A 19,606-nucleotide genomic window follows, 5' to 3' on the forward strand; every position below is an offset into this window, starting at 1 on the left:
AATGATACATGACACAGCTATTGTAGACGCAGGAGCAGAGATTGGAGAAGGTACTCGTGTTTGGCACTGGGTGCATATTTGTTCAAAAGCTAAAATTGGAAATGGATGCTCTCTCGGACAAAATGTGTTTGTCGGCAATAATGTAATCATTGGAAATAACGTGAAAATTCAAAACAACGTTTCTGTGTATGATAATGTGTTTATAGAAGACGATGTGTTTTGTGGCCCTAGTATGGTTTTTACAAATGTTTATAATCCGCGTTCTTATATAACTAGAAAAAATGAGTACAGGGATACAAAAGTACGAAGGGGTGTAACAATTGGTGCAAATGCAACAATTGTTTGTGGTGTAACAATAAATGAGTATGCATTCATTGCTGCAGGAGCAGTCATTAATCGTGATGTTAAAAAATTTGCATTAATTGCTGGTGTTCCGGGAAAGCAAATTGGATGGATGAGTAAGTATGGAGAGAAAATCCCTCTCCCATTAAGCGGAAAAGGGGAATTCACATGTCCTCATACACAAGAGAAGTATAATCTGGACGGAGATGTCTTAACTCTTAAACCTTAGTAAAAGGTTACAAACTTTATCGATACTTTCTTCAGTTAAATATGGATGAAATGGCAAAGAGATAACACGATTAGAAGCATTGATAGTGTTAACATTGTTATATGCACTTGAAAGTTTGGAATATACTGGTTGTTTAGAAAGTGGGACAGGATAGTGAACTGCACTTGGTATTCCATGATCTTTTAAGAATTTGATGACTGCATCTCTGTTATCAACTTCAATTGTAAACTGAGCATAGGCTGAAGTATTATTTCCAATATTTTGTAATTTAAAAGTCGATTCTAGATTTGATCTATATCTATCTGCAACAACTTGGCGTGAATTTAGCTCGTCTGGAAAAATTTTCAACTTCTCGATCAAAATCGCGGCCTGTATAGTGTCGAGTCGACCGTTTACACCAATATGTGTGTGTACATATCGTTCAGACTGACCATGTTTTAATATAATTCTAATTTTTTCGTTAAGTTCATCAGAATTAGTGAAAAGAGCACCGCCATCGCCGTAGCCACCAAGCGGCTTTGAAGGGAAAAAACTAGTGCAGCTAATTGTAGCTTGCGTACATGACTTTACTCCCCTAGTAACAGCTCCGAAACTTTGTGCAGCATCTTCAATGATAGAAATATCATGAGAAATGTTTTGGAGAGAAGAAATATCATACGCTAAACCATATAAGGAAACAGGTATAATAGCCTTTGTTTTATTAGTTATCTTTTTTGAAACATCATCTAAACACATATTGTACGTATCAGGATTTATGTCAGCAAATATTGGAGTTGCTCCTAGTAAACTGACAACTTCAGCAGTAGCAAAAAAAGTAAAGTCTGGAATAATGACTTCATCTCCAGGACCTATTTCTAAAGCCATAAGTGCAATAAGAAGAGCGTCTGTTCCAGATGCACATCCGATAGAGTGTTTTACTCCTAAATATTGTGAAAGAGAAGATTCTAGATTAGCTACCTCTGGTCCTAAAATGTATTGACCGTGATTTAATACATTAGAGATCGCATTATCTACTTCAACTTTAATTCGTTGATATTGTTTATTTAAGTCTATAAATTCCATAATTTCTACCTATAATAAAAGTACAAGTGTATTTTAGCGATTACTAAAAAATATGTATAGGGTTAAGTTATGTTGAAAGAGTACGGAAATAATATAAGTACGGTACATCGAGTAACGGATGTGAGCATAGTAATATTATGTTGGTATGCGTCTTATGCTTTACGATTTGAGGTATTACCTGCTGGACAGCAAGGATTATTTGTCGAATTTTCTTATATCAGTATTTTCATAGCACTTACGACATTTTACTGTTTTGAAAAATTCGAACTTTATAAATCTTATAGATTAAAGTCGATATATAGTGAAATTTCTCAAGTTAGTAAGGCGAACTTTACGGTATTTGTGGTTCTAATATTTACACTCTACTTCATAAGAGACGAAAAAATTTCGAGAATACATCTAGTTACATTCTTTTTGCTTTCGGAAGTATGTCTTACAATTTCACGTTTACTAAAAGCAAACATGCTTAGAACAATGCGCGCTAAAGGAAAAAACATAAGGTATATAAAAGCAGTTGGAGATGGTGAACAACTCACAAAATTTCTGGAAGTTGTATATAAAATGAAAGGTAGTGGATTAACTTTAGTGGACGATGAAAAAAAAGCGGATGCCTTTGTTGTTGGATATAAGAGTGAAAGTCAGAACGAACTCAACCAATTCATGAGAAGCCATTATAATGATGTAAGAGAGATACATTTATTACCTGAAATATCATATTCTTTATTAGGAAACAAAATTGAAGACTTCGATGGAATTCCAATGGTAACTGTCAATCAGCCAAAGTTTCCGACATTAGAATTGGCATTGAAAAGAGTTATTGACTTAGCAGCTAGCACAATTGGACTACTATTAATCTCCCCTATTCTCATTATTATAGCAATTCTAGTTAAATTTACATCAAAGGGTCCAGTCCTTTATGGGCAAGAAAGAGTAGGCCTTGATGGGAAAAAATTTAAAATGTGGAAATTTAGATCGATGAGAGAAGCGAAAAATGATGAAGATAAGTTAGTATGGAGCTCAAAAGAAGATCCAAGAATCACAAAGATTGGTTCATTTATTAGAAAAACAAGTATAGATGAACTACCACAGTTGTTTAATATTTTAATGGGTGAAATGTCTTTAGTTGGGCCAAGACCTGAAAGAACAGAGTTTGTAGAAAAGTTTAAGAATGAAATTCCAAGCTATATGTTGAGGCATAAGATGAAAGCAGGGTTGACTGGATGGGCCCAAGTGAATGGCTGGCGTGGGGATACTGACTTGAATTCAAGAATAGAATGCGACCTATACTACATTAAAAATTGGTCTATTTGGTTAGATATAAAAATTATTTTACTCACATTTGTGAAAGGCTTCGTTAATGAGAATGCTTACTAAATAACTGGTCTTTTTTCTTGGTATTTAGATATATTAAAATTAATGAAATCATAAGATAAACAATTATTTCATTTGTCACATTCAATTGCATGGTTGGAAAGATAAAGAGAGTTAACAGAAGAGCTAGTTTTGATGAGTAAGAAGAAACATGCTTATGCAGAGAAAAAATAAAGTAGCAAAACAATAAATACCCAATTATCCCAAACTCAGAAAGTATCTGAAAATTTAAAGAATGTTGTTGATAGTTTGATATATAGAGATCCATATCATGAATCGGGAAAACATTAGCTTCATTGGCGCGCTGTTGTGCAAATCTTTTAGCTCCATTAAAAAAACCTACACCAAGAGGGTTCTTTAAAAACATGTCAAGATAAACGCAATGAATAGCAAATCTTCCATTTGTAATTTTTGTAGCTAATAGATGAAAACTAGTATCTGAAAATTGATATAAGAGTGAAACAAGGATTGGATATGATATAACTGAATATAGAATTAAATATGATAATAATCGTTTTAAGTTAAATGAAAGAAAATATATTAAAATCGAAACAACAGAACAAATTAGAAATGTTCTACTTGCACACGAAAGTATAATTACTAAAGCGATAGGAATATAACGATATTTTTTTGTATAGATGAAATAGATAATTGAACCAAAGTAAAAAAAACCAGTATAGTTTGGCTCTCCAATGAGTCCCGAAAGCATTGGGATTTTGATATTTATTGGAGAATATAGCACTGTTTTATAAAAAATATTTTTTGTTAGTATAAATTCTACAAAAGAAAATAAAATTCCATATATAGCTGAAGCCTTAAAAAAAATATCAATGCTCTTTAAGGGTTTATAATAGACGATTTGAGATATTAATATGATGAAAAGACAGAGTTGTGATATTCTTACTAGTGAGGATATATCTAAATTAACTAGACTATATATAACAGAATAAACGGCGAGAAAAAAAAGTACATATGTTTTCTTATCAATGAATTTTGATTTATATAAAAAAAATAAAGAACTAACTGGAAATATTAATTGAAAATATGTCTTATATTCACCTATATTTTTTATAAGAAATGTTGGGAGCAGAGTTAAAAGTATATGCATAAAACACCAAGTAAACAGAATTTTTTATTTAATTATTATATAAAACGTTTGTTCGATTTGACTATCGCTTTTGCATTAGGCATCGCTACTATCCCACTTTTACTTTTTGGTTCATTAGTTATCTTTATCTTTTTAGGGAGACCAGTTTGCTTTAATCAAGAAAGACCTGGTAAAAATAAAAAGACATTCAAAATATGGAAGCTAAGAACTATGTCTAATGAAAAAGATAATAATGGCCATCTTCTTCCAGATGAACAAAGATTAGGCAAAGTAGGTAAAATTATACGAGCGCTTAGTATTGATGAGTTACCACAGTTGTATAATGTTTTTAGGGGCGAGATGAGTTTGGTGGGACCTAGACCATTGCTAGTTGAATATCTTGATATTTATACTGATGAGGAAATGACTAGGCAAAGTGTATTACCAGGTATAACTGGTTGGGCTCAAATTAATGGGCGTAATGCAATAACATGGAAAGAAAAGCTAGCCTTAGATGTATGGTACGTTCAAAATTGGAGTTTGATGTTGGACATGAAAATTTTAGTAATGACTATTGCTAGGATATTCAAAAGATCCAATATATCCAAAGAACCAAATGTCGTAACTAAGTACAATGGTCACAACTAGTTAAGAAGATCTTCTTGATTTGGTGTGTACTCAACCACAATAGATTTGATAAGCTTAATCACTGAGCTTTTGTCTGATTCACATTTAATAGAAAGTAAATCATGTATAAGTTCGTTAAAATTTAAAGGATTGGGGCGAGTATTGGCTATGCGTATCTTGTTGTGATGTGTTTTTAATAATTCTTCGTCTTTAGAAAATAACTCTTCATAAAGCTTTTCACCTGGTCGAAGTCCAGTGAACTTAATTTTTATATCATGCTCAACCTTGAGGCCGGATATTTGAATTAAATTGAGCGCTAGATCAACAATTTTTACAGGTTCACCCATATCTAAAACAAATATTTCACCACCTTTAGCCATGGAAGAGGCTTGGAGAACTAATTGACAAGCTTCTGGAATGGACATGAAGTATCTAGTTATATCTGGGTGTGTAACCGTTATTGGTCCACCATTTTCAATTTGCTTTTTAAAAAGTGGAATAACGCTACCATTACTTCCTAAAACATTTCCAAATCTAACTATTGAAAAATTAGTATTCATAGATATAGAGTTTATGTTTTGACAAATCATCTCAGCAATTCTTTTCGTTGACCCCATAATATTTGTAGGATTAACAGCCTTATCTGTTGAAACCATAATAAAATGTTTAGCCCCAAATTTATCAGCGGATTCTGCAACAATTTTTGTTCCTAGCACATTGGTAAAAATAGCTTCAGTAGGATTAGATTCCATCATTGGAACATGCTTGTATGCAGCAGCATGAAGTACTAGATCTGGCCTGTGCCTATTGAATACTTCTTCAACTCTGTTTTTAAAACGAACATCTCCAATGCATGGGATAAATTTAATATTAGGAAATTCTTCTATTAAATTCATTTCTAATTCATAAAGAAATAATTCACATATCTCTAATAAAATGACTGTCTTTGGATTAAGTAGCGAAACTTGCCGACATAGTTCGGATCCGATAGATCCTCCAGCTCCGGTGATAAGAACACAGCTATCAGAAATAAGGCTTTTCATATTTTCACGATCTAGATTAATCGGGTCGCGTCCAAGTAGATCTTCAAGCTTTATATTACGAAGAAGAGACAATTCAATTTTTCCAGAGAGAATTTCATTCAACTTAGGTAACGTTTTGAACTCGATGTTTGTATCCTTACAGATAGAAATTATGGTTTTCATTTGTGATGATGTTGCCGAAGGGATAGCGATAAAAACCTTGGAAATAGAATGTTTTTCAATTAGATCTGGTAGAAGTGAAATATTACCAAGAGTCCTTATGCCTAGGATTGATCGACCTTTCTTAACGCTGTCATCATCGAGAAATCCAATAATATTCAAATTCATAGAAGGAGTATTTAAAACTTCTCTGGCAAGTTGATTTCCTGCCACGCCAGCCCCAATTATTATAATATTATCTTTAGAAGGTTGAGAGTTTGTACCCTTATTATTTTTGTTATCTTTCCAGAGTCGATAGAGAAACCTTCCACCTCCTAGACCTAATAAAATAAGAGTATAATCTATTATTGCTATAGACCTTGGGAAGCCCTCGAGCCTATTAAGTGCAAAAGTTAAAATTAGAGCACTCGCAGTACCGTATGTAGAAGCCTTTAGGATACGAATAAGGTCAATAGTTGAGGAAAAGCGCCACATTCCACGATAGAGGCCCATAACGGAAAAAAAGAAAACCTGGCATGATATAAAAATAAAAGATACCGCAACGAGGTCACTTATTGGTGCGTCAAAAACAGAGAATGTTTCGAAGCGTAAAAAAATAGAAAAATAAAATGAAAAAGTCGCGATGAAAATATCGTATAAGAAGGCGATAAGAATTCTTGGATTTTTTAGTAATTGAATCATTTTTATACCTATTTAACTTTTATAGGGTATTATGCTATTTAAAAAACATTTAATAAAGAGATTTAATTAAGAGTTGATGATGGAAAATAGACTATATTTATCACCTCCGCATATGTCGGGAAATGAGAAAAAATATATTGATTTAGCATTTGAGTCTAACTGGATAGCTCCATTAGGACCGAATGTGGATAAATTTGAATCAACTATGAATGAATATTTAGGAAGTCATTATGCCGTTGCCATGACATCTGGAACTGCCGCAATTCATATCGCGCTTGTTATGCTAGATGTAAAACCAGGTGATTATGTTCTGTGTAGCTCAATGACATTTGTGGCAAGTGCAAATCCTGTTTTGTATCTTGGCGCAGAACCGGTATTCATTGATTCAGAACATAATAGTTGGAATATTTGCCCGCGATCACTAGAAAAAGCGATGCAAAATTTAGAGAAGAAGCCTAAGGCATTGATTGTGGTTGATCTGCTTGGCCAGAGTGCTGACTATGGTGAAATCAAAAAAGTTTGTGACAAATATAATTTACCAATTATTGAAGACGCAGCTGAGGCACTTGGAGCGAAATATAATGGTATAAAGTGCGGTACATTTGGTGAGTATGGAGTTTTCTCATTTAATGGGAATAAAATTCTATCTACTTCCGGCGGAGGAATGCTTATTTGTAAGACAAAGGAGCAGGCTCTTAGGGCAAAGCACTTAATAACACAGGCAAGAGAAGATGCACCATACTATCTACATACTGAGGTTGGTTATAACTATCGAATGAGTAATATCGTTGCTGGATTAGGTATCGCACAATTAGGAATTCTCGAAGATAGAGTAAATAAGAAGAGATTTATTAATAAATGTTATCAAGAAAAATTGAAAGATATTTCTTACATTAGGTTTATGCCTGAGCCGGAATGGAGTTATTCTAACAGATGGCTGACAAGTATACTAGTTGATGACGACTCACTTTTAACACCGACAGAAATAATTAGTGAACTTGAGAAAAATAATATTGAAGCGAGAAGGCTATGGAAACCATTACATTCGCAACCTTTGTTTGAGAAAAACAAATATTTCTTTGATAATGAGTCTGTTTGTGACTCACTCTTTGAGAGTGGTGTTTCTCTACCATCGGGAACACAGATGACAGAAAAAGATATCGAAAGAGTTTGTAATATAATTAAAAATATTAAGAAGTGAAATCTATGAAGCCAAGAGTAATGCGAGTTGTAACAATTACAGATGCATTCATTCATATAAAAGGACAGCTGGAGCAGTATAAACAAGAGGGAAAAGAAATTATTCTTGTATCTGCGAATGGAAATCTTGATGATGAAATAAAAGGAATTGGCTTTAGACATGAAAATTTAGTAATTAAAAGGGATATTTCACCTATTTTTGATCTAGTATCTGTGATTCAACTAATTATTCTAATACGTCGACATAAGCCCAATATCTTGCATTCTTCAACACCTAAGGCGGGTATAGTTTGTGCTTTAGCAGGTTTTCTAGCTTTAGTTCCAGTTCGGATTCACACTTTTACGGGGCAAAGGTGGGCGACGTTAAAGGGCCCTAAGAGATTATTGCTAAAGATGATTGATAGATTGATAGTGACTATGAATACAAGAGTCTATTCAGACTCAGAATCACAGAATCAATATTTAATAGAACAGAAGATCGTTAAGCCTGAAAAAATATTTTGTATTCATAAAGGAAGTCTTGGTGGAATCGATATAGCTAGATTTTCAAATTCAAAATATAAAAAGGATAAGAACGAGGTTGTATATTTATTCTTGGGTAGAATAAATAAAGATAAGGGAATAGAAGAATTAATTTCTGCTTTCAATCTTCTGGTTAAGGAGGCCAATGATGTAGCATTGATGCTCGTTGGTCCAAATGAAATGATGAATGGAGATTTGAGTAATGATACAAGAGAAATATTGGAAAAAAACAAAAAAATTAAAATAATCGGGTCTACAAATACACCTGAGAAATATATTGGGATAGCAGATGTTTTATGCCTACCAAGCTATAGGGAGGGTTTTGGAACAGTTGTAATTGAAGCTGCATCTATGGGGGTTCCTGCGATCGGAACAAAAATACCCGGACTTGTGGATTCGATAGTTCCAAACAAAACTGGATTACTGGTAGAGAAGCAAAGTGTAGATAGTTTGTTCAGCGGAATGTTGAAAATGTATCAGGATTCAAACTTAAGAACTGAAATGGGAAATAGTGCTTATCGGAGAGCAAAAGAAGACTTTAGTTATCAAATAATTGCAGAGAAACAATGGAGTGAATATATAAGTCTACTTGCCAAATACTCGAGCAGGAGTGCCAACATAAGTTAATCCCCTTTGAGTGTCCCTTGTGACACACGCACCTCCACCAATAAAAGATTCTTCAGCTAGATGAAGACCTTGAAGGACCGAAGAGGAAATTCCAACCAAAACGCTTTCCCCAATTGTTACGTTGCCAGCTATATTAGCTCCGGGCATTACTGAGGAGTATTTCCCAATTATTGTATCATGCCCTATCGTGCAGTTGGGGCTAAGAAATACGAAATCATTTATTGTTATATTGGTGGTTAGAGTTGTGTTTTCTTGAATGATAATCCCTTGTCCTAGTTTGATGTGTTGAAATGAATCGATAGACACATTGGGATGAATTAGATTTGGAAAGGAAATATTATTATTGTTAATTTTGTTAATAAGTTTTGTTTTCTGTTCTGGATATCCGATTGCTAATACAAGGGCTGTCTTGGATTCAATTGAGTTGATATCTGATATCTTTCCTAATACTGGATAGCCATCAATAAGAATTCCGATTTCTTTTAGATCATCGTACCACCCTATAAAATTATATGAAGATTTTTTAGAATTAATTTTATTAATTAAGCAGAGAATCTCTCTTCCCATGCCCCCTGCTCCAATTATTGCTATATCCATAAAAAATCCTTAAGAATTATTTTGATGAGACAAAATATAAAACAAGCTCCTCATCGAACCTATAATCAATTTTAGTATATTAATCACTAAGAAAGCAAAGGATAAAGGACCTGTGAATAGAGATGAAATTGCAGCCTTTGCTTTTAATATATCGAGAAAATATTTTGAAGATCTGCTTTTAATGTCAGTCTTACTTATATTGTATGTATAGAGATCCTCGTGAATATTGTAAAATTTGAAATCTTTAAGGTAGGCACTTGTTAAGAAATAATAGTCCTCACCTATTCGCAGCGATTCAGAATATTTACATTTTAAAAACACATCCTTTCTGAAAATTATACTTGCATGTACGACAGAGTTTTGAAGAAGCCAATTTCTCAATGTGGGAAGTGTTGGACAGGTTATGCTGTCCCATCTTCTTCCGTTCCAATTGAGTGAACAGTTGCTACCTACAAAATCATATGCAGCATTTGTTTCAAGGAAATTAACAAGCACTTCTATTCTTCTTGAATTTGATAAATCATCACAGTCTTGAATTGCTATATATAAACCATTTGCTTTTGAGATAAGTAAATTTCGCATTGCTCCTGGACCTATATTTGTCACTGATTGAACAATACATAAATTAGGAAAGAGATTTTGATATTCCTGAATTTTTTCAACGGTGTCATCTGTACTCGCATCATCTCCGATGAGAACTTCAATATTTTTATAAGTAAAAGAATTGATATTATTGGCGAGGTTTAAGATATGTTTCGATCCATTATGTACTGGTATAATCAATGATACAAGAGGTTGAGGCATATTGGGTCCAATTCTAGTGTGTTCGTTATTTACTAAAACCTGTCTTCGTTAGGGCTGTTCCGGTAAGAATTCGGAACAATCCTTTAATGTTACCTAGAAAACTTCTTAGTCGATTTGATTTAGGCCTAGAGAGACCAATTGCTAAATTAATTAAACTTACTCCAATCATAGACCATAGAACAAATAGGCGATTGAAATTACGACTTTTGGATATAAAATACCACCAACCAGTTATCTGCCACTCCCCTAGTGCAATTAGCCTCTCTTTTCTTACTGGATGATGATAATGAAAACATCTTGAAGATGAGCAAAGAGCAATTCTGTTTTCGCGTGAAACTCGAAATGAAAAGTCTACATCTTCGTAGTAACCTGTCCCGTCAAACCATTCGTCATACTTATAAGATTCCAAAATTTCTCTTTTCCAGAAGGTTGCACCACCATATATCCACTCAAGTTCAAGATCGACTTTTGAAGGTCTAATAGCAGAAGGACATCCTGATTTAGTGAATAATCCACCCGGTAGCTTATCTAAAAGTAAAAATTCTCTTATTAAAGAACGTTTTAAATCAACTTGGTTATTAATTGTAATGCCTACGCCTGATAAGTTGCTTTCTTTGATAATAAATTTTTCTAGATTTTCCAAACATTTATCTTCAAGGACCAGATCGTCGTCAAGAAAACCAATCCAGTCATCATTGGAAGTTAGTTTGGATATGCACACATTTCTCTGTTTAGGTAAAGATGGAGGGCGAACAGTAAAATATTCAATTGGTAGATTTGGAAACTCGTCAACGACGTCCTTAATAGGATGGTCTGACCCATCAGCAACAATAATACGATCAGGTAAGCGAGTTTGAATAGAAATTGAACTCAGAAGAGTTTTCATGTCAACTGGTCGATCTTTAGTGCATATTGCTAAAGTTATAGTAGTCAATAAACCCCCTTAAAGTTTGACAAATCTAACTTTAAATTTCCCGTCAAATGGACGCCAAAATGGTGGGCGTTGAGCAGTAAAATGAGCATACCATTGAGGAATTTCTTCAAAAAGATTAGTAGAATCATTCCATGGATACTCATCGAAAATAATATGCTCTCCGTCAGGTAGAGTTTTATGAATTCTGTTACAGCAATAAAAGAATTTCTCTGAAGATTTTGAATCTCTCATATATTTAAAATAATTATCAACAGTAGCTTTATTCATTTCCTGCATTGATGCAATGTTTATGAACAAATCAATATTAAGATTTGAAATAAGGTTATAATTTTCAGCTTCCAAATAATTGAAAGAGCATAATTTGTCGTTGATGTTATCTTTACTTAAGAGCTTAAAATCTGCATTAGGGTTTATATTCTTTGTAATTTGTGCATCGAAAATTAGTTGTTTTCCTAGATTAACGAAAACAATCTTCACACTCGAATTGAAGGCGCTTAATAAGTTACCGAAATAACCATAGCCATCTCCTATTATACATATTGTCATGCCATCTTTTAGAGCATTGAAAGATACAAGTTGTTCGAGTACAATTGCATGCTTTGCACTATCTAAAAGATGTAGTCTTTTCGATTTGGAAGAAATTTTTTTGGTCAAATTATCAATAGATTTATCTTTAACAAATTTCTTTCTATAGTATTTTGTAAGTAGTAGGTGAATAATATTACGGCAATACATATTAAAACTATTGTGAATATAGTCACCAAATCCGCCCATTCCTCTGATTTCAATGTTATTGTCTTTCAAGACTAGATTTTGAAATCCATGTTTTTGCCAATGGCTAGAAACGACGGATAAATTTGAATTGTCTAAATAATACTTTTCAAATAAAAATTGTATGATTTGCATATGAACCTCTGTTAGGATGATATCCTAATGAATGCCTTTTAAAAAATAAAATATGACTAAATTTTAACGAGTCGCATATAAATATCTTTGCCGTTGTTGCGCCGTGGCTAGGTTTTGAATTGTTAGCTCAAAGGGCAGAGACAAACTTTGTCATGTTTTCATCAGTACATGGTGAAAGGTAATTTATAATATACTTTCTTGCAGAATTATACTCATTATTAAAAATAGCTGGATCCATATTATAAAAATAATCAAGCAAAAGAATAAGAGGTGAGCTTGGCACCCAAGTTTTCTTTAAGCTATGTAACTCGAAAAGTGGATCATAATTAGTCTCAGTGAATTGAATATTTATGACTGGCTTTGAAAGCATTAAAGCCTCTAGGCCAACCGTACTACCCCAGTACATTACAACGAACGAAGAATTTAAATCTTCGAAAAGAGACTTATTAATAGAAATTTTAACATTGGAATATTTCTCAAAATTAATTGTTACAGATTTTTTTAGCTGATTAAAAGGAAGCGCTGGATGACAACGAATTATGATATTCCAATCGACAAGTTGATCTAGTTGCTTCCCAAAATGATTTAAGAAAGATGAAGCCTGCAATACGCCTTCTAGTGCAATTAGCAAATTTTTAGATTTGTTTACGACAGGTGTTAGTTGATAAAGATCTTTATATCTAAGAGCACAAGTCGGAATATTTTGATTGTTAAATGCTGAATATTTCTTGAGGATATTTGCAGTAATTGGACCAGTTGTTAAAATTTTATCTGGTTTTGGGGAAAGACTTAATTCTTCGTCACCAAAAAACATATTTGAAGAGGCTAGTGGTATAACATTATGTTGATATCCAATTTTTTTTATATGCTTAGCCGATTTATTTATTCCTGCAAGTAGCATTTTTTCCCATGGGTTATTTTCGAAAGTGTATAATAAGGTTCTAGCGTGGGGCCATTTTCCAAGTCTTAACCCCGCAGTATAATATAACATAGCAAAAAAAGTAGTAGGATTAATGTGATCAAGAAGATGAATATGGAATATTCTTCTATCGAGGTCATCATCAAATGTTTCTTTGTAAATACGGAAAAAATTAGCGATAAGATGATAAAGTATCCATAGGATATCAGTAGGATTAATAATTTTGAAAATAGAAACAATATTCTGATTTGATTTACTTAATGCTAACTTATGACAATTAACAGGCTCTAGCAAATAGACAACCTCAAAATTCTCAGGAAGATACTTAGGAAGATCTCCAAAAAAAGAATCAACATAATTATCCAAGCTTTGAGTTGGATACAAGAAGCTTTTTATGATTAGAATATCTTTTGATACTTTAGAAGGATTACAATTTGATTTTACGAACCTTGCATAACTACATTTTACGATAGTTGAAATGATTAACCGAACTAATTTATATAAATAAATCGGAATAAGTTTTATAAATTGAACTTTTTTTTCATCAAAGACATCATTAAAAGGTTGATAGAAGCGATTCTTTGATGCAATCGGACTTGCCCACCAAACTAATGAATTAAGTCTTATACTCAATCTTGAAATTGTATTTATCCTATACTGAAGCTGTTCATCCATGATTATATGTTATATAAACGCACAGTTGAAGTCTATATTAGATTGTGAAAGAGAGCATGTTATTTTTGATATGTTTTAGTTGGTAAGTAAGATTATTATTACTCTAAGATAGCATTTTAAAAAAAGTGTTGTGTAGATCGGTGATGTTACTTATGAACAATAGTTTTTTGGAAGAATAATAAGTTTGATTTTCTAACAGATTATTGGGATCATAGAAAATTGCAGGAACACCTGATTTCTCAGAGATGTAAGCTGTAGATGTAAATGGAATAGATATAGTTAGATCAGACTGGATTACAACCTGATGAAGATTTGCATTATCGGGAAGAATTGTTATCTTTTGATCACTTATAAGATTTGAAATAAATTGTATATATTTTTTATCATGAATACTTGTGTATTCTCTTTTGTGCTTTAAGAAAATCCTTACATTCTTTTCTGGGTGTGTAATACTGAATGACTTTTGAATTTGTAGTACATCTTCTACAAACTTAGTCATGGTGTTTTCATTATAATACAAATATGGAATATTGTTGTCAAAGCACCATCGGTTATTTATCGGAGTTACATCAAATAGTGTGACACAAATATCATTATCTTTTTTTTGAAAATCAAAAATAGTTGAAGACTTGAAGTAAAAACAACCGATGACCTTGGAGTTAAATGGCTTGAAAAATCTTTCTTTAAAAAAAACATCTTGTTCACTGAACCATGAATAGGAGTTGTCGATATTTAAGAAACTATAACCAGGATGCGCCTCACTTTTTTTAACTCCATCAATTATGTGCCAATACAGAGGGGGAATGTTTACTGAATACCACAGCATAGAAAGAGAAAAATTCTTGTTTATCAATGAATTAGTCCAAAGAGATTGTTCTAGAAATAAAGAGTTTGTAATAATAACCTCATTTATAAATTCCTTCTTGTTTAAGAAAGAAGCCAATTGTACCCAAGGCAAATCCCTGTGAAGAAGTGAGATTGAAGGATTCAAAATAATTTTTGCAATAGAGTAAAGTGAATATGATAAGTGTCTCAATAATAGTATTAAAAGCATGAAAAAATCTAAATGTAGTTCACAGGCCTTAAGGAGTGGAAATCTGTCGAAAACAAGGTATTGAGAGTGACGGTTTATTCCAGATTGAATTATGTTGTAATCAGACTTGTGAATAACGTCTTTATTAATGAATTCAATAAGTGAAATATCCTCTACTTCTGTTGGAATACCTAGAAGAATTGTTGATTTCCTATTTTTCTTTTTTGCTAAATTAAATTTGATTACCAATTTCATCAATTCAATAGCTATAAAAAGGTTTCTTGCTGATAGGGTAAATAGTGACTTGCATAGGTAAGAAAGGCTACATTTGAACTTGTGATGTTTGATCATCCCATAAGAACCGAGGTGGATAGTTTCTTGGTTTAAGGTTGGGGGGGTATTAATATCAAACTTATAACTATTTTCAAAATTTGATAAAAGGGACTGTTTCAGCCTGTTTTCAATATATGGTTTTGTACTGTCAAGAAGGGCAATTCGAATTGGAGAAGAGAAAGAAACTTTTTTTGCAAAAAAATCATTTACGCACTTAAATCGTTTTGCAGTAAATTGGAAGTAATCTAGCTCGCTAGGATTCACTATAATTGGTCCAGTTCGTTAATATTAAATTCATGTCTTAAAGAGTCTTTTAAAGTGTTTGGTGTAAAATTATTGTCATTATATCTAACTACCATATGACCACCATAGCTGCAATTTCTCTTTGAAATAGTAAAGTCAATATTTTTAATGAGTGGATAAAGTGAATGATTCGAGCTTATTGGTAATATCAACGAATTATCATGTAAATGTATTAGGCTCTTGATTTGAGTATGGCTTATTCCACTATCGCTAATAGAAAATTCAATTGGAGAATTGTTTTGATAAATAATGTATCCTAATAAAATTTTGTTGGAAGTGATCCATTTTAAATGAAATGGTGAATTGCTTTCAAGTACCTTTTGAATGTCTACCCAGTTTTTGTGACTCCGAATAACGTAGCCATTACATTTGCAGTATGATTTTTCATACATCTTGATTGAATTAAAAAAATCATAAGAATGATAATCTTTTAGTTCTATTGTGTTGGCAACTATAGAGTCTTGAATAGAATTTTTCAAAATTAATCTGTCATAAGTTGAAATGCTTGTAAAACCAAACTTCAAATAATAATAGTCAACAGACCTTCTTGCTATGACGAGGCCTAAATCAAACTTTGAGGCACAGTGTTTTAACGTGAAGTTTATAAGTGAACTTGAGAGCTTTTTTCCTTGGTGCTCTGGAGAAATACATATTGATGTAAGATTAGAAACATTATATTTCTCATTATCATATAAAATTTGTATTGGAGCGATTCTAATGCAACCTATTACAGTATGATTATGCTTAATGACGATTACCTCATCTGGTTCGGACTTCTTAAACCAGGAAATATATTTCGACTCATTAGAGTTACCATTTTGGAAAACCTGAAGGGCAAGATTGTAGGCTTCACACCTTTCTGTCTCGTTAGCGATATGTATTTTATAGTTTTCATTCATATTATTATGCTATCATTAAAATTCAATGAGATAAAACAGCTAATTCGTGATTCAAAATGTTTGATAAGCTTTTTATTTAGTAATATTATAAATTAAAAAGGGCATAAGATGAAAGATTTTGATGAAAAAACTTATCTGCAAAACTTGAAAGAATTAGACGTTTATGGTTTTACTGTTGTTTCTGGCTTGTTGTCTAGTGAAGAAATAAAAGAATATAAAAGCTTAGTTGAAGAAGAATATAATAAGGTTGCGGGAGTCGATTACCCCGACACTCCGAAGCGAGATAGTAAAGATAAGATCTTATATAATTTGCAAGCAAAGAATAAAAAGTTTATTGATATATTATGGGGAGATTGGACCAAAAGGTTTTATCGAGATAAATTAAACGATCCTTTTTATAGACTTAGACCAGCGAGTGAAATAAATTCGAACCTAATGTATTTCAACGCAAGATCATCTGGCCAGAAGTTAGATCTTCATATAGATAGTCATTTCCCATATATAGGAGATCAATCCATAGTCATGCAATATGTTTTTTTCTTAGATGATTCAACTGTGGCCAATGGATGTACCATTGTTGTTCCTGGGTCACATCAGTCAGGTAAGTTTACTGATAGAGATTTAGAGAAGGTTGAGAATCTAGAAGCAAAGGCCGGTGATTTGGTTATTTGGGATAGTCGTCTTTGGCATGGAACAAGAGAAAATAAGTCAGGTGCTTCAAGATGGGCCTTAGTTGCTACTGTTGGAATGTGGTGGGTTAAACCAATGATGGATATACCAAGAACGATAACACAAGAAACTTACAATGTGCTCAGTAATGAACAAAAAGCATTTCTAGGCTTTTGTTCATTACCACCTTCTAATGAATTTGAACGGATCAATACAAAACAAAATTATGAGTTTCTCAAAGAAAATGTTAAAGACTATTTTGTTTGATTTGGATAAATTGAAGGTAAGGTAAATAGCTCATGATTGACTTAAGTCAATCATGGACTAGAGAACAATAAGCTGAAACAACTCTTCCGATTCCAGAGTTGGCGCATCCCCTACGGAAGGAGATTAGCTTTTGAATAGAATCTTTTGCGAGCATGTTTTCAAAATGTACACGACTGTAGTGAGCACTTCTCCCAGTTTCGGGTAATTTCTGGTAGTTGCTATGATCATTAAATAAAAAAAGCTCGATTGGGAATTCAGCGAGTGTATCTATGATTCTAAAATCATTGTGAATTAAAAATTTCACAAGTCCTTCAGTATTAAAGTAGTTTAAATGGTCAGGCGTGCAAACCCAATAATCTCTTTCGATATAATTATTCTCTTTTAGATAGGTCTGAATTAATGAAAAGTCGTTAGGAACAGAAATTTTAAACACGCATTTTTTAGATGCCAAAAGTTTTATTTTTTTGATGAGAGCATTGGGGTCAATTACATGCTCAAGCACATGATTAAGTGTTATGAAATCAAATTTATCTCCTCTTTTAATGAGGTTGTCGATCGTCTCAAATACATCACCCTGAATGACTTTATCTGTGAGTGACGGGAAATGCTTAGTTATCCCATCCTTTGAGAAATCTGCCCCTAGGACACTCCAGCCAAGCTTACTAAAATGATCTAGATAGAAGCCTTCTCCACAACCAATATCGATAAAACTTCCTTTGGCGCCATTCAAAATATATTCAGCCTCCATACAGCCTAGATATTTATTGTAAATTTCGTCAGTTGTGTACTCTCTTCCGTTCTGTAGTTTTTTACCTGTGTAGTTGTCATTATAATATTCTTTTAGTTCATTAGAGTTTGGCTTAGGTGAAATTTCGAAGAAACCTTGCTCGTTCCATATCATATTCATAGAATTCCTCTTTTTAAAATTAAGTCTTAAGCAGTTTAAATTGTCTACTGAGGAATTCAAAATCATCCTCAGTGTCTACGTCTATTCCGATATCCTGGGGTAGAACAACGTGTTGGATTGGGTTTATGTCAATCAGTTTATTTACTTTCAATGTGGATAATAAATTGAAGATATAGAAACAACCACAATCACAAAAGCAGGGTGATAAATTTTTTGTGGGCTTTAGATACTCATTAGGAAAGAGTGGTGCTAGACCATCCGACCCATGTGTAAGCGCCAAAAAAGGAGACATGTTATACTCAGTTGTAGATAGAACAAGCGATTTTGTGTTTTGATTAAATTTAGTTACAGCTTCTACATAATGTTCTGGTTTTACCAGGGCTGAAGTAGCGAGGGAGAAAAGAACATTGTTGGTTTTATAAAACTCAGAAAACCTCGGTATGTCGTATCTAATTAGATCCATAAATGTAGCATTATCGTTGCTAAGAGAATGTGGTCGTAAGTCAAGACAATTTACTTTGTCATATTGCTCGACGATCGACTGGATTTCAAGTGAATCGGTCGAAACAGCTATGCCTTCTAAGCATTTTACTTGTTGTAATGACTCAATTACGTGACATATTATAGGTTTATCATCAACAATTCTAATGTTCTTTTTGGGGACGCGTTTAGAGCCTATTCTAGCTGGGATATATGCAAACATTATTTTTTATCCAATGGCTTCCCTAGTTCATCGAGATTTGAAAGATGTGCTGCAGCCAATAGGTTTGTCTCGTGTAGATAAGCTTTGTCGCAAACAATTTTCTTCGTGTCCCATTTTAGAGTATCAAGACAGAAAAACCAGATATCCTCTTGCATCTCTATTCTCTCCAATCTGGTAAGCATAGTCTCAGAAATTAGGTCATTCTCAATAATGACAACTCCACCATCATCGCATACCGCAATTGCGCCTTCATACTTTCTTAATATTTCTATTCTTAAATTATCTGGGAACGCATCAGCTTCAACGTTAAAACATCCAATTGGAGATACACCATTTGACCAAACATTGAAGCCCTCTCTTTTTATTGCACCTATGTCACGAATCATGCCGTCGACAACTAAACATTTAGCACCTTTGTATAATAGTATGAATTTAGATACTAAATCGCCAAGAATTGCCCGTTCTTCACAATTGTGTGTGAAAACGATTACAACATCATCTTCTTTAATATCTCTAATCTGCTCATGTAATGCATAGTTTGAATTGTTTGCAGTAAATACACATTTTATAGAACCCGCTATGTGAGTATTTTGTTTTACAGGCAGAACACCTTTTAGGGCGCCTGTTTTGCCAAGAGCATCAGCAACCTCTGTTGTTGAAACTCTGTTCTTTTCAATAAAATCTATTATTCTTTCTTTTATTTCCAT

The 19,606-nt window shown here is 33.0% G+C and carries 19 protein-coding genes; 6 read left to right on the forward strand and 13 right to left on the reverse strand.

Annotated elements, in window-relative coordinates:
• The first annotated feature begins 1 nt into the window (after nt 1).
• Nucleotides 2-571 (forward strand): acyltransferase, encoded by a 570-nt coding sequence (locus M900_RS15410; protein WP_021275881.1) that lies wholly within the window; start codon nt 2-4, stop codon nt 569-571.
• Here M900_RS15410 and M900_RS15415 read toward each other — a convergent pair.
• Nucleotides 554-1,636: a DegT/DnrJ/EryC1/StrS aminotransferase family protein gene (locus tag M900_RS15415; RefSeq protein WP_052600835.1), complete on the reverse strand. Its 1,083-nt coding sequence runs from the start codon at nt 1,634-1,636 to the stop codon at nt 554-556. The two genes, M900_RS15410 and M900_RS15415, sit on opposite strands and share 18 nt — an antisense overlap.
• Nucleotides 1,637-1,702: 66 nt before the next feature.
• On the opposite strand from M900_RS15415, the gene M900_RS15420 reads away from it, so the two are divergent.
• Nucleotides 1,703-3,007: an exopolysaccharide biosynthesis polyprenyl glycosylphosphotransferase gene (locus tag M900_RS15420; RefSeq protein ID WP_021275742.1), complete on the forward strand. Its 1,305-nt coding sequence runs from the start codon at nt 1,703-1,705 to the stop codon at nt 3,005-3,007.
• On the opposite strand, the gene M900_RS17790 is transcribed toward M900_RS15420, so the two are convergent.
• Nucleotides 2,988-3,713 carry an O-antigen ligase family protein gene (locus tag M900_RS17790; protein ID WP_157680695.1) on the reverse strand — a complete coding sequence of 242 codons (726 nt, stop codon included), beginning with the start codon at nt 3,711-3,713 and terminating at the stop codon, nt 2,988-2,990. The two genes, M900_RS15420 and M900_RS17790, sit on opposite strands and share 20 nt — an antisense overlap.
• Before the next feature lie 393 nt (nt 3,714-4,106).
• On the opposite strand from M900_RS17790, the gene M900_RS15430 reads away from it, so the two are divergent.
• Complete coding sequence (locus M900_RS15430) at nt 4,107-4,739, forward strand: sugar transferase (protein ID WP_021276049.1); 633 nt, start codon at nt 4,107-4,109, stop codon at nt 4,737-4,739.
• On the opposite strand, the gene M900_RS15435 is transcribed toward M900_RS15430, so the two are convergent.
• Entirely contained in the window at nt 4,736-6,601 is a 1,866-nt protein-coding gene (locus M900_RS15435; RefSeq protein ID WP_021275773.1) for a polysaccharide biosynthesis protein, read from the reverse strand. The genes M900_RS15430 and M900_RS15435 overlap by 4 nt on opposite strands.
• 79 nt (nt 6,602-6,680) lie before the next feature.
• Between M900_RS15435 and M900_RS15440 the strand changes: the two genes are divergently transcribed.
• Both M900_RS15440 and M900_RS15445 read left to right on the forward strand, forming a co-directional pair.
• Entirely contained in the window at nt 6,681-7,802 is a 1,122-nt protein-coding gene (locus tag M900_RS15440) for an aminotransferase class I/II-fold pyridoxal phosphate-dependent enzyme (RefSeq protein WP_021275959.1), read from the forward strand.
• Between the two features lie 5 nt (nt 7,803-7,807).
• Nucleotides 7,808-8,950, forward strand: a complete 1,143-nt coding sequence (locus M900_RS15445; protein ID WP_021275708.1) for a glycosyltransferase family 4 protein — start codon at nt 7,808-7,810, stop codon at nt 8,948-8,950.
• On the opposite strand, the gene M900_RS15450 is transcribed toward M900_RS15445, so the two are convergent.
• The 7 genes from M900_RS15450 to M900_RS15480 form a co-directional block, all read right to left on the reverse strand.
• Nucleotides 8,909-9,547 (reverse strand): NeuD/PglB/VioB family sugar acetyltransferase, encoded by a 639-nt coding sequence (locus M900_RS15450; protein WP_021275690.1) that lies wholly within the window; start codon nt 9,545-9,547, stop codon nt 8,909-8,911. The two genes, M900_RS15445 and M900_RS15450, sit on opposite strands and share 42 nt — an antisense overlap.
• Nucleotides 9,548-9,556: 9 nt before the next feature.
• The gene (locus M900_RS15455; protein ID WP_021276061.1) at nt 9,557-10,351 is read right to left on the reverse strand and encodes a glycosyltransferase family 2 protein; all 795 of its coding nucleotides are present in this window, start codon (nt 10,349-10,351) and stop codon (nt 9,557-9,559) included.
• A gap of 25 nt (nt 10,352-10,376) precedes the next feature.
• Nucleotides 10,377-11,285, reverse strand: a complete 909-nt coding sequence (locus M900_RS15460) for a glycosyltransferase family 2 protein (RefSeq protein WP_021275966.1) — start codon at nt 11,283-11,285, stop codon at nt 10,377-10,379.
• A 9-nt stretch (nt 11,286-11,294) separates the two neighbouring features.
• The gene (locus M900_RS17440; RefSeq protein ID WP_157680697.1) at nt 11,295-12,089 is read right to left on the reverse strand and encodes a putative sugar O-methyltransferase; all 795 of its coding nucleotides are present in this window, start codon (nt 12,087-12,089) and stop codon (nt 11,295-11,297) included.
• 229 nt (nt 12,090-12,318) lie between these two features.
• Nucleotides 12,319-13,785: a hypothetical protein gene (locus M900_RS15470; protein WP_021275779.1), complete on the reverse strand. Its 1,467-nt coding sequence runs from the start codon at nt 13,783-13,785 to the stop codon at nt 12,319-12,321.
• Nucleotides 13,786-13,888: 103 nt separating this feature from the next.
• Complete coding sequence (locus M900_RS15475; RefSeq protein WP_157680699.1) at nt 13,889-15,073, reverse strand: polysaccharide biosynthesis PFTS motif protein; 1,185 nt, start codon at nt 15,071-15,073, stop codon at nt 13,889-13,891.
• Between the two features lie 341 nt (nt 15,074-15,414).
• On the reverse strand, nt 15,415-16,353 hold the full coding sequence (locus M900_RS15480; RefSeq protein ID WP_021276023.1) for a GNAT family N-acetyltransferase: 939 nt from the start codon (nt 16,351-16,353) through the stop codon (nt 15,415-15,417).
• Nucleotides 16,354-16,461: 108 nt separating this feature from the next.
• Between M900_RS15480 and M900_RS15485 the strand changes: the two genes are divergently transcribed.
• Nucleotides 16,462-17,289: a phytanoyl-CoA dioxygenase family protein gene (locus M900_RS15485; protein ID WP_021275863.1), complete on the forward strand. Its 828-nt coding sequence runs from the start codon at nt 16,462-16,464 to the stop codon at nt 17,287-17,289.
• Between the two features lie 46 nt (nt 17,290-17,335).
• Here the strand turns inward: M900_RS15485 and M900_RS15490 are convergent, their stop codons facing one another.
• From M900_RS15490 to M900_RS15500, 3 genes are read right to left on the reverse strand one after another with little or no spacing between them, the layout of a single operon-like run.
• Nucleotides 17,336-18,196 (reverse strand): class I SAM-dependent methyltransferase, encoded by an 861-nt coding sequence (locus M900_RS15490; protein ID WP_034733068.1) that lies wholly within the window; start codon nt 18,194-18,196, stop codon nt 17,336-17,338.
• 19 nt (nt 18,197-18,215) lie between these two features.
• Entirely contained in the window at nt 18,216-18,899 is a 684-nt protein-coding gene (locus M900_RS18075; RefSeq protein WP_021275947.1) for an acylneuraminate cytidylyltransferase family protein, read from the reverse strand.
• Nucleotides 18,899-19,606: an RraA family protein gene (locus tag M900_RS15500; protein WP_021276056.1), complete on the reverse strand. Its 708-nt coding sequence runs from the start codon at nt 19,604-19,606 to the stop codon at nt 18,899-18,901. Before M900_RS15500 ends, M900_RS18075 begins: the two co-directional genes overlap by 1 nt.

The organism is Bacteriovorax sp. Seq25_V (genome assembly GCF_000447795.1).
GTDB lineage: Bacteria > Bdellovibrionota > Bacteriovoracia > Bacteriovoracales > Bacteriovoracaceae > Halobacteriovorax_A.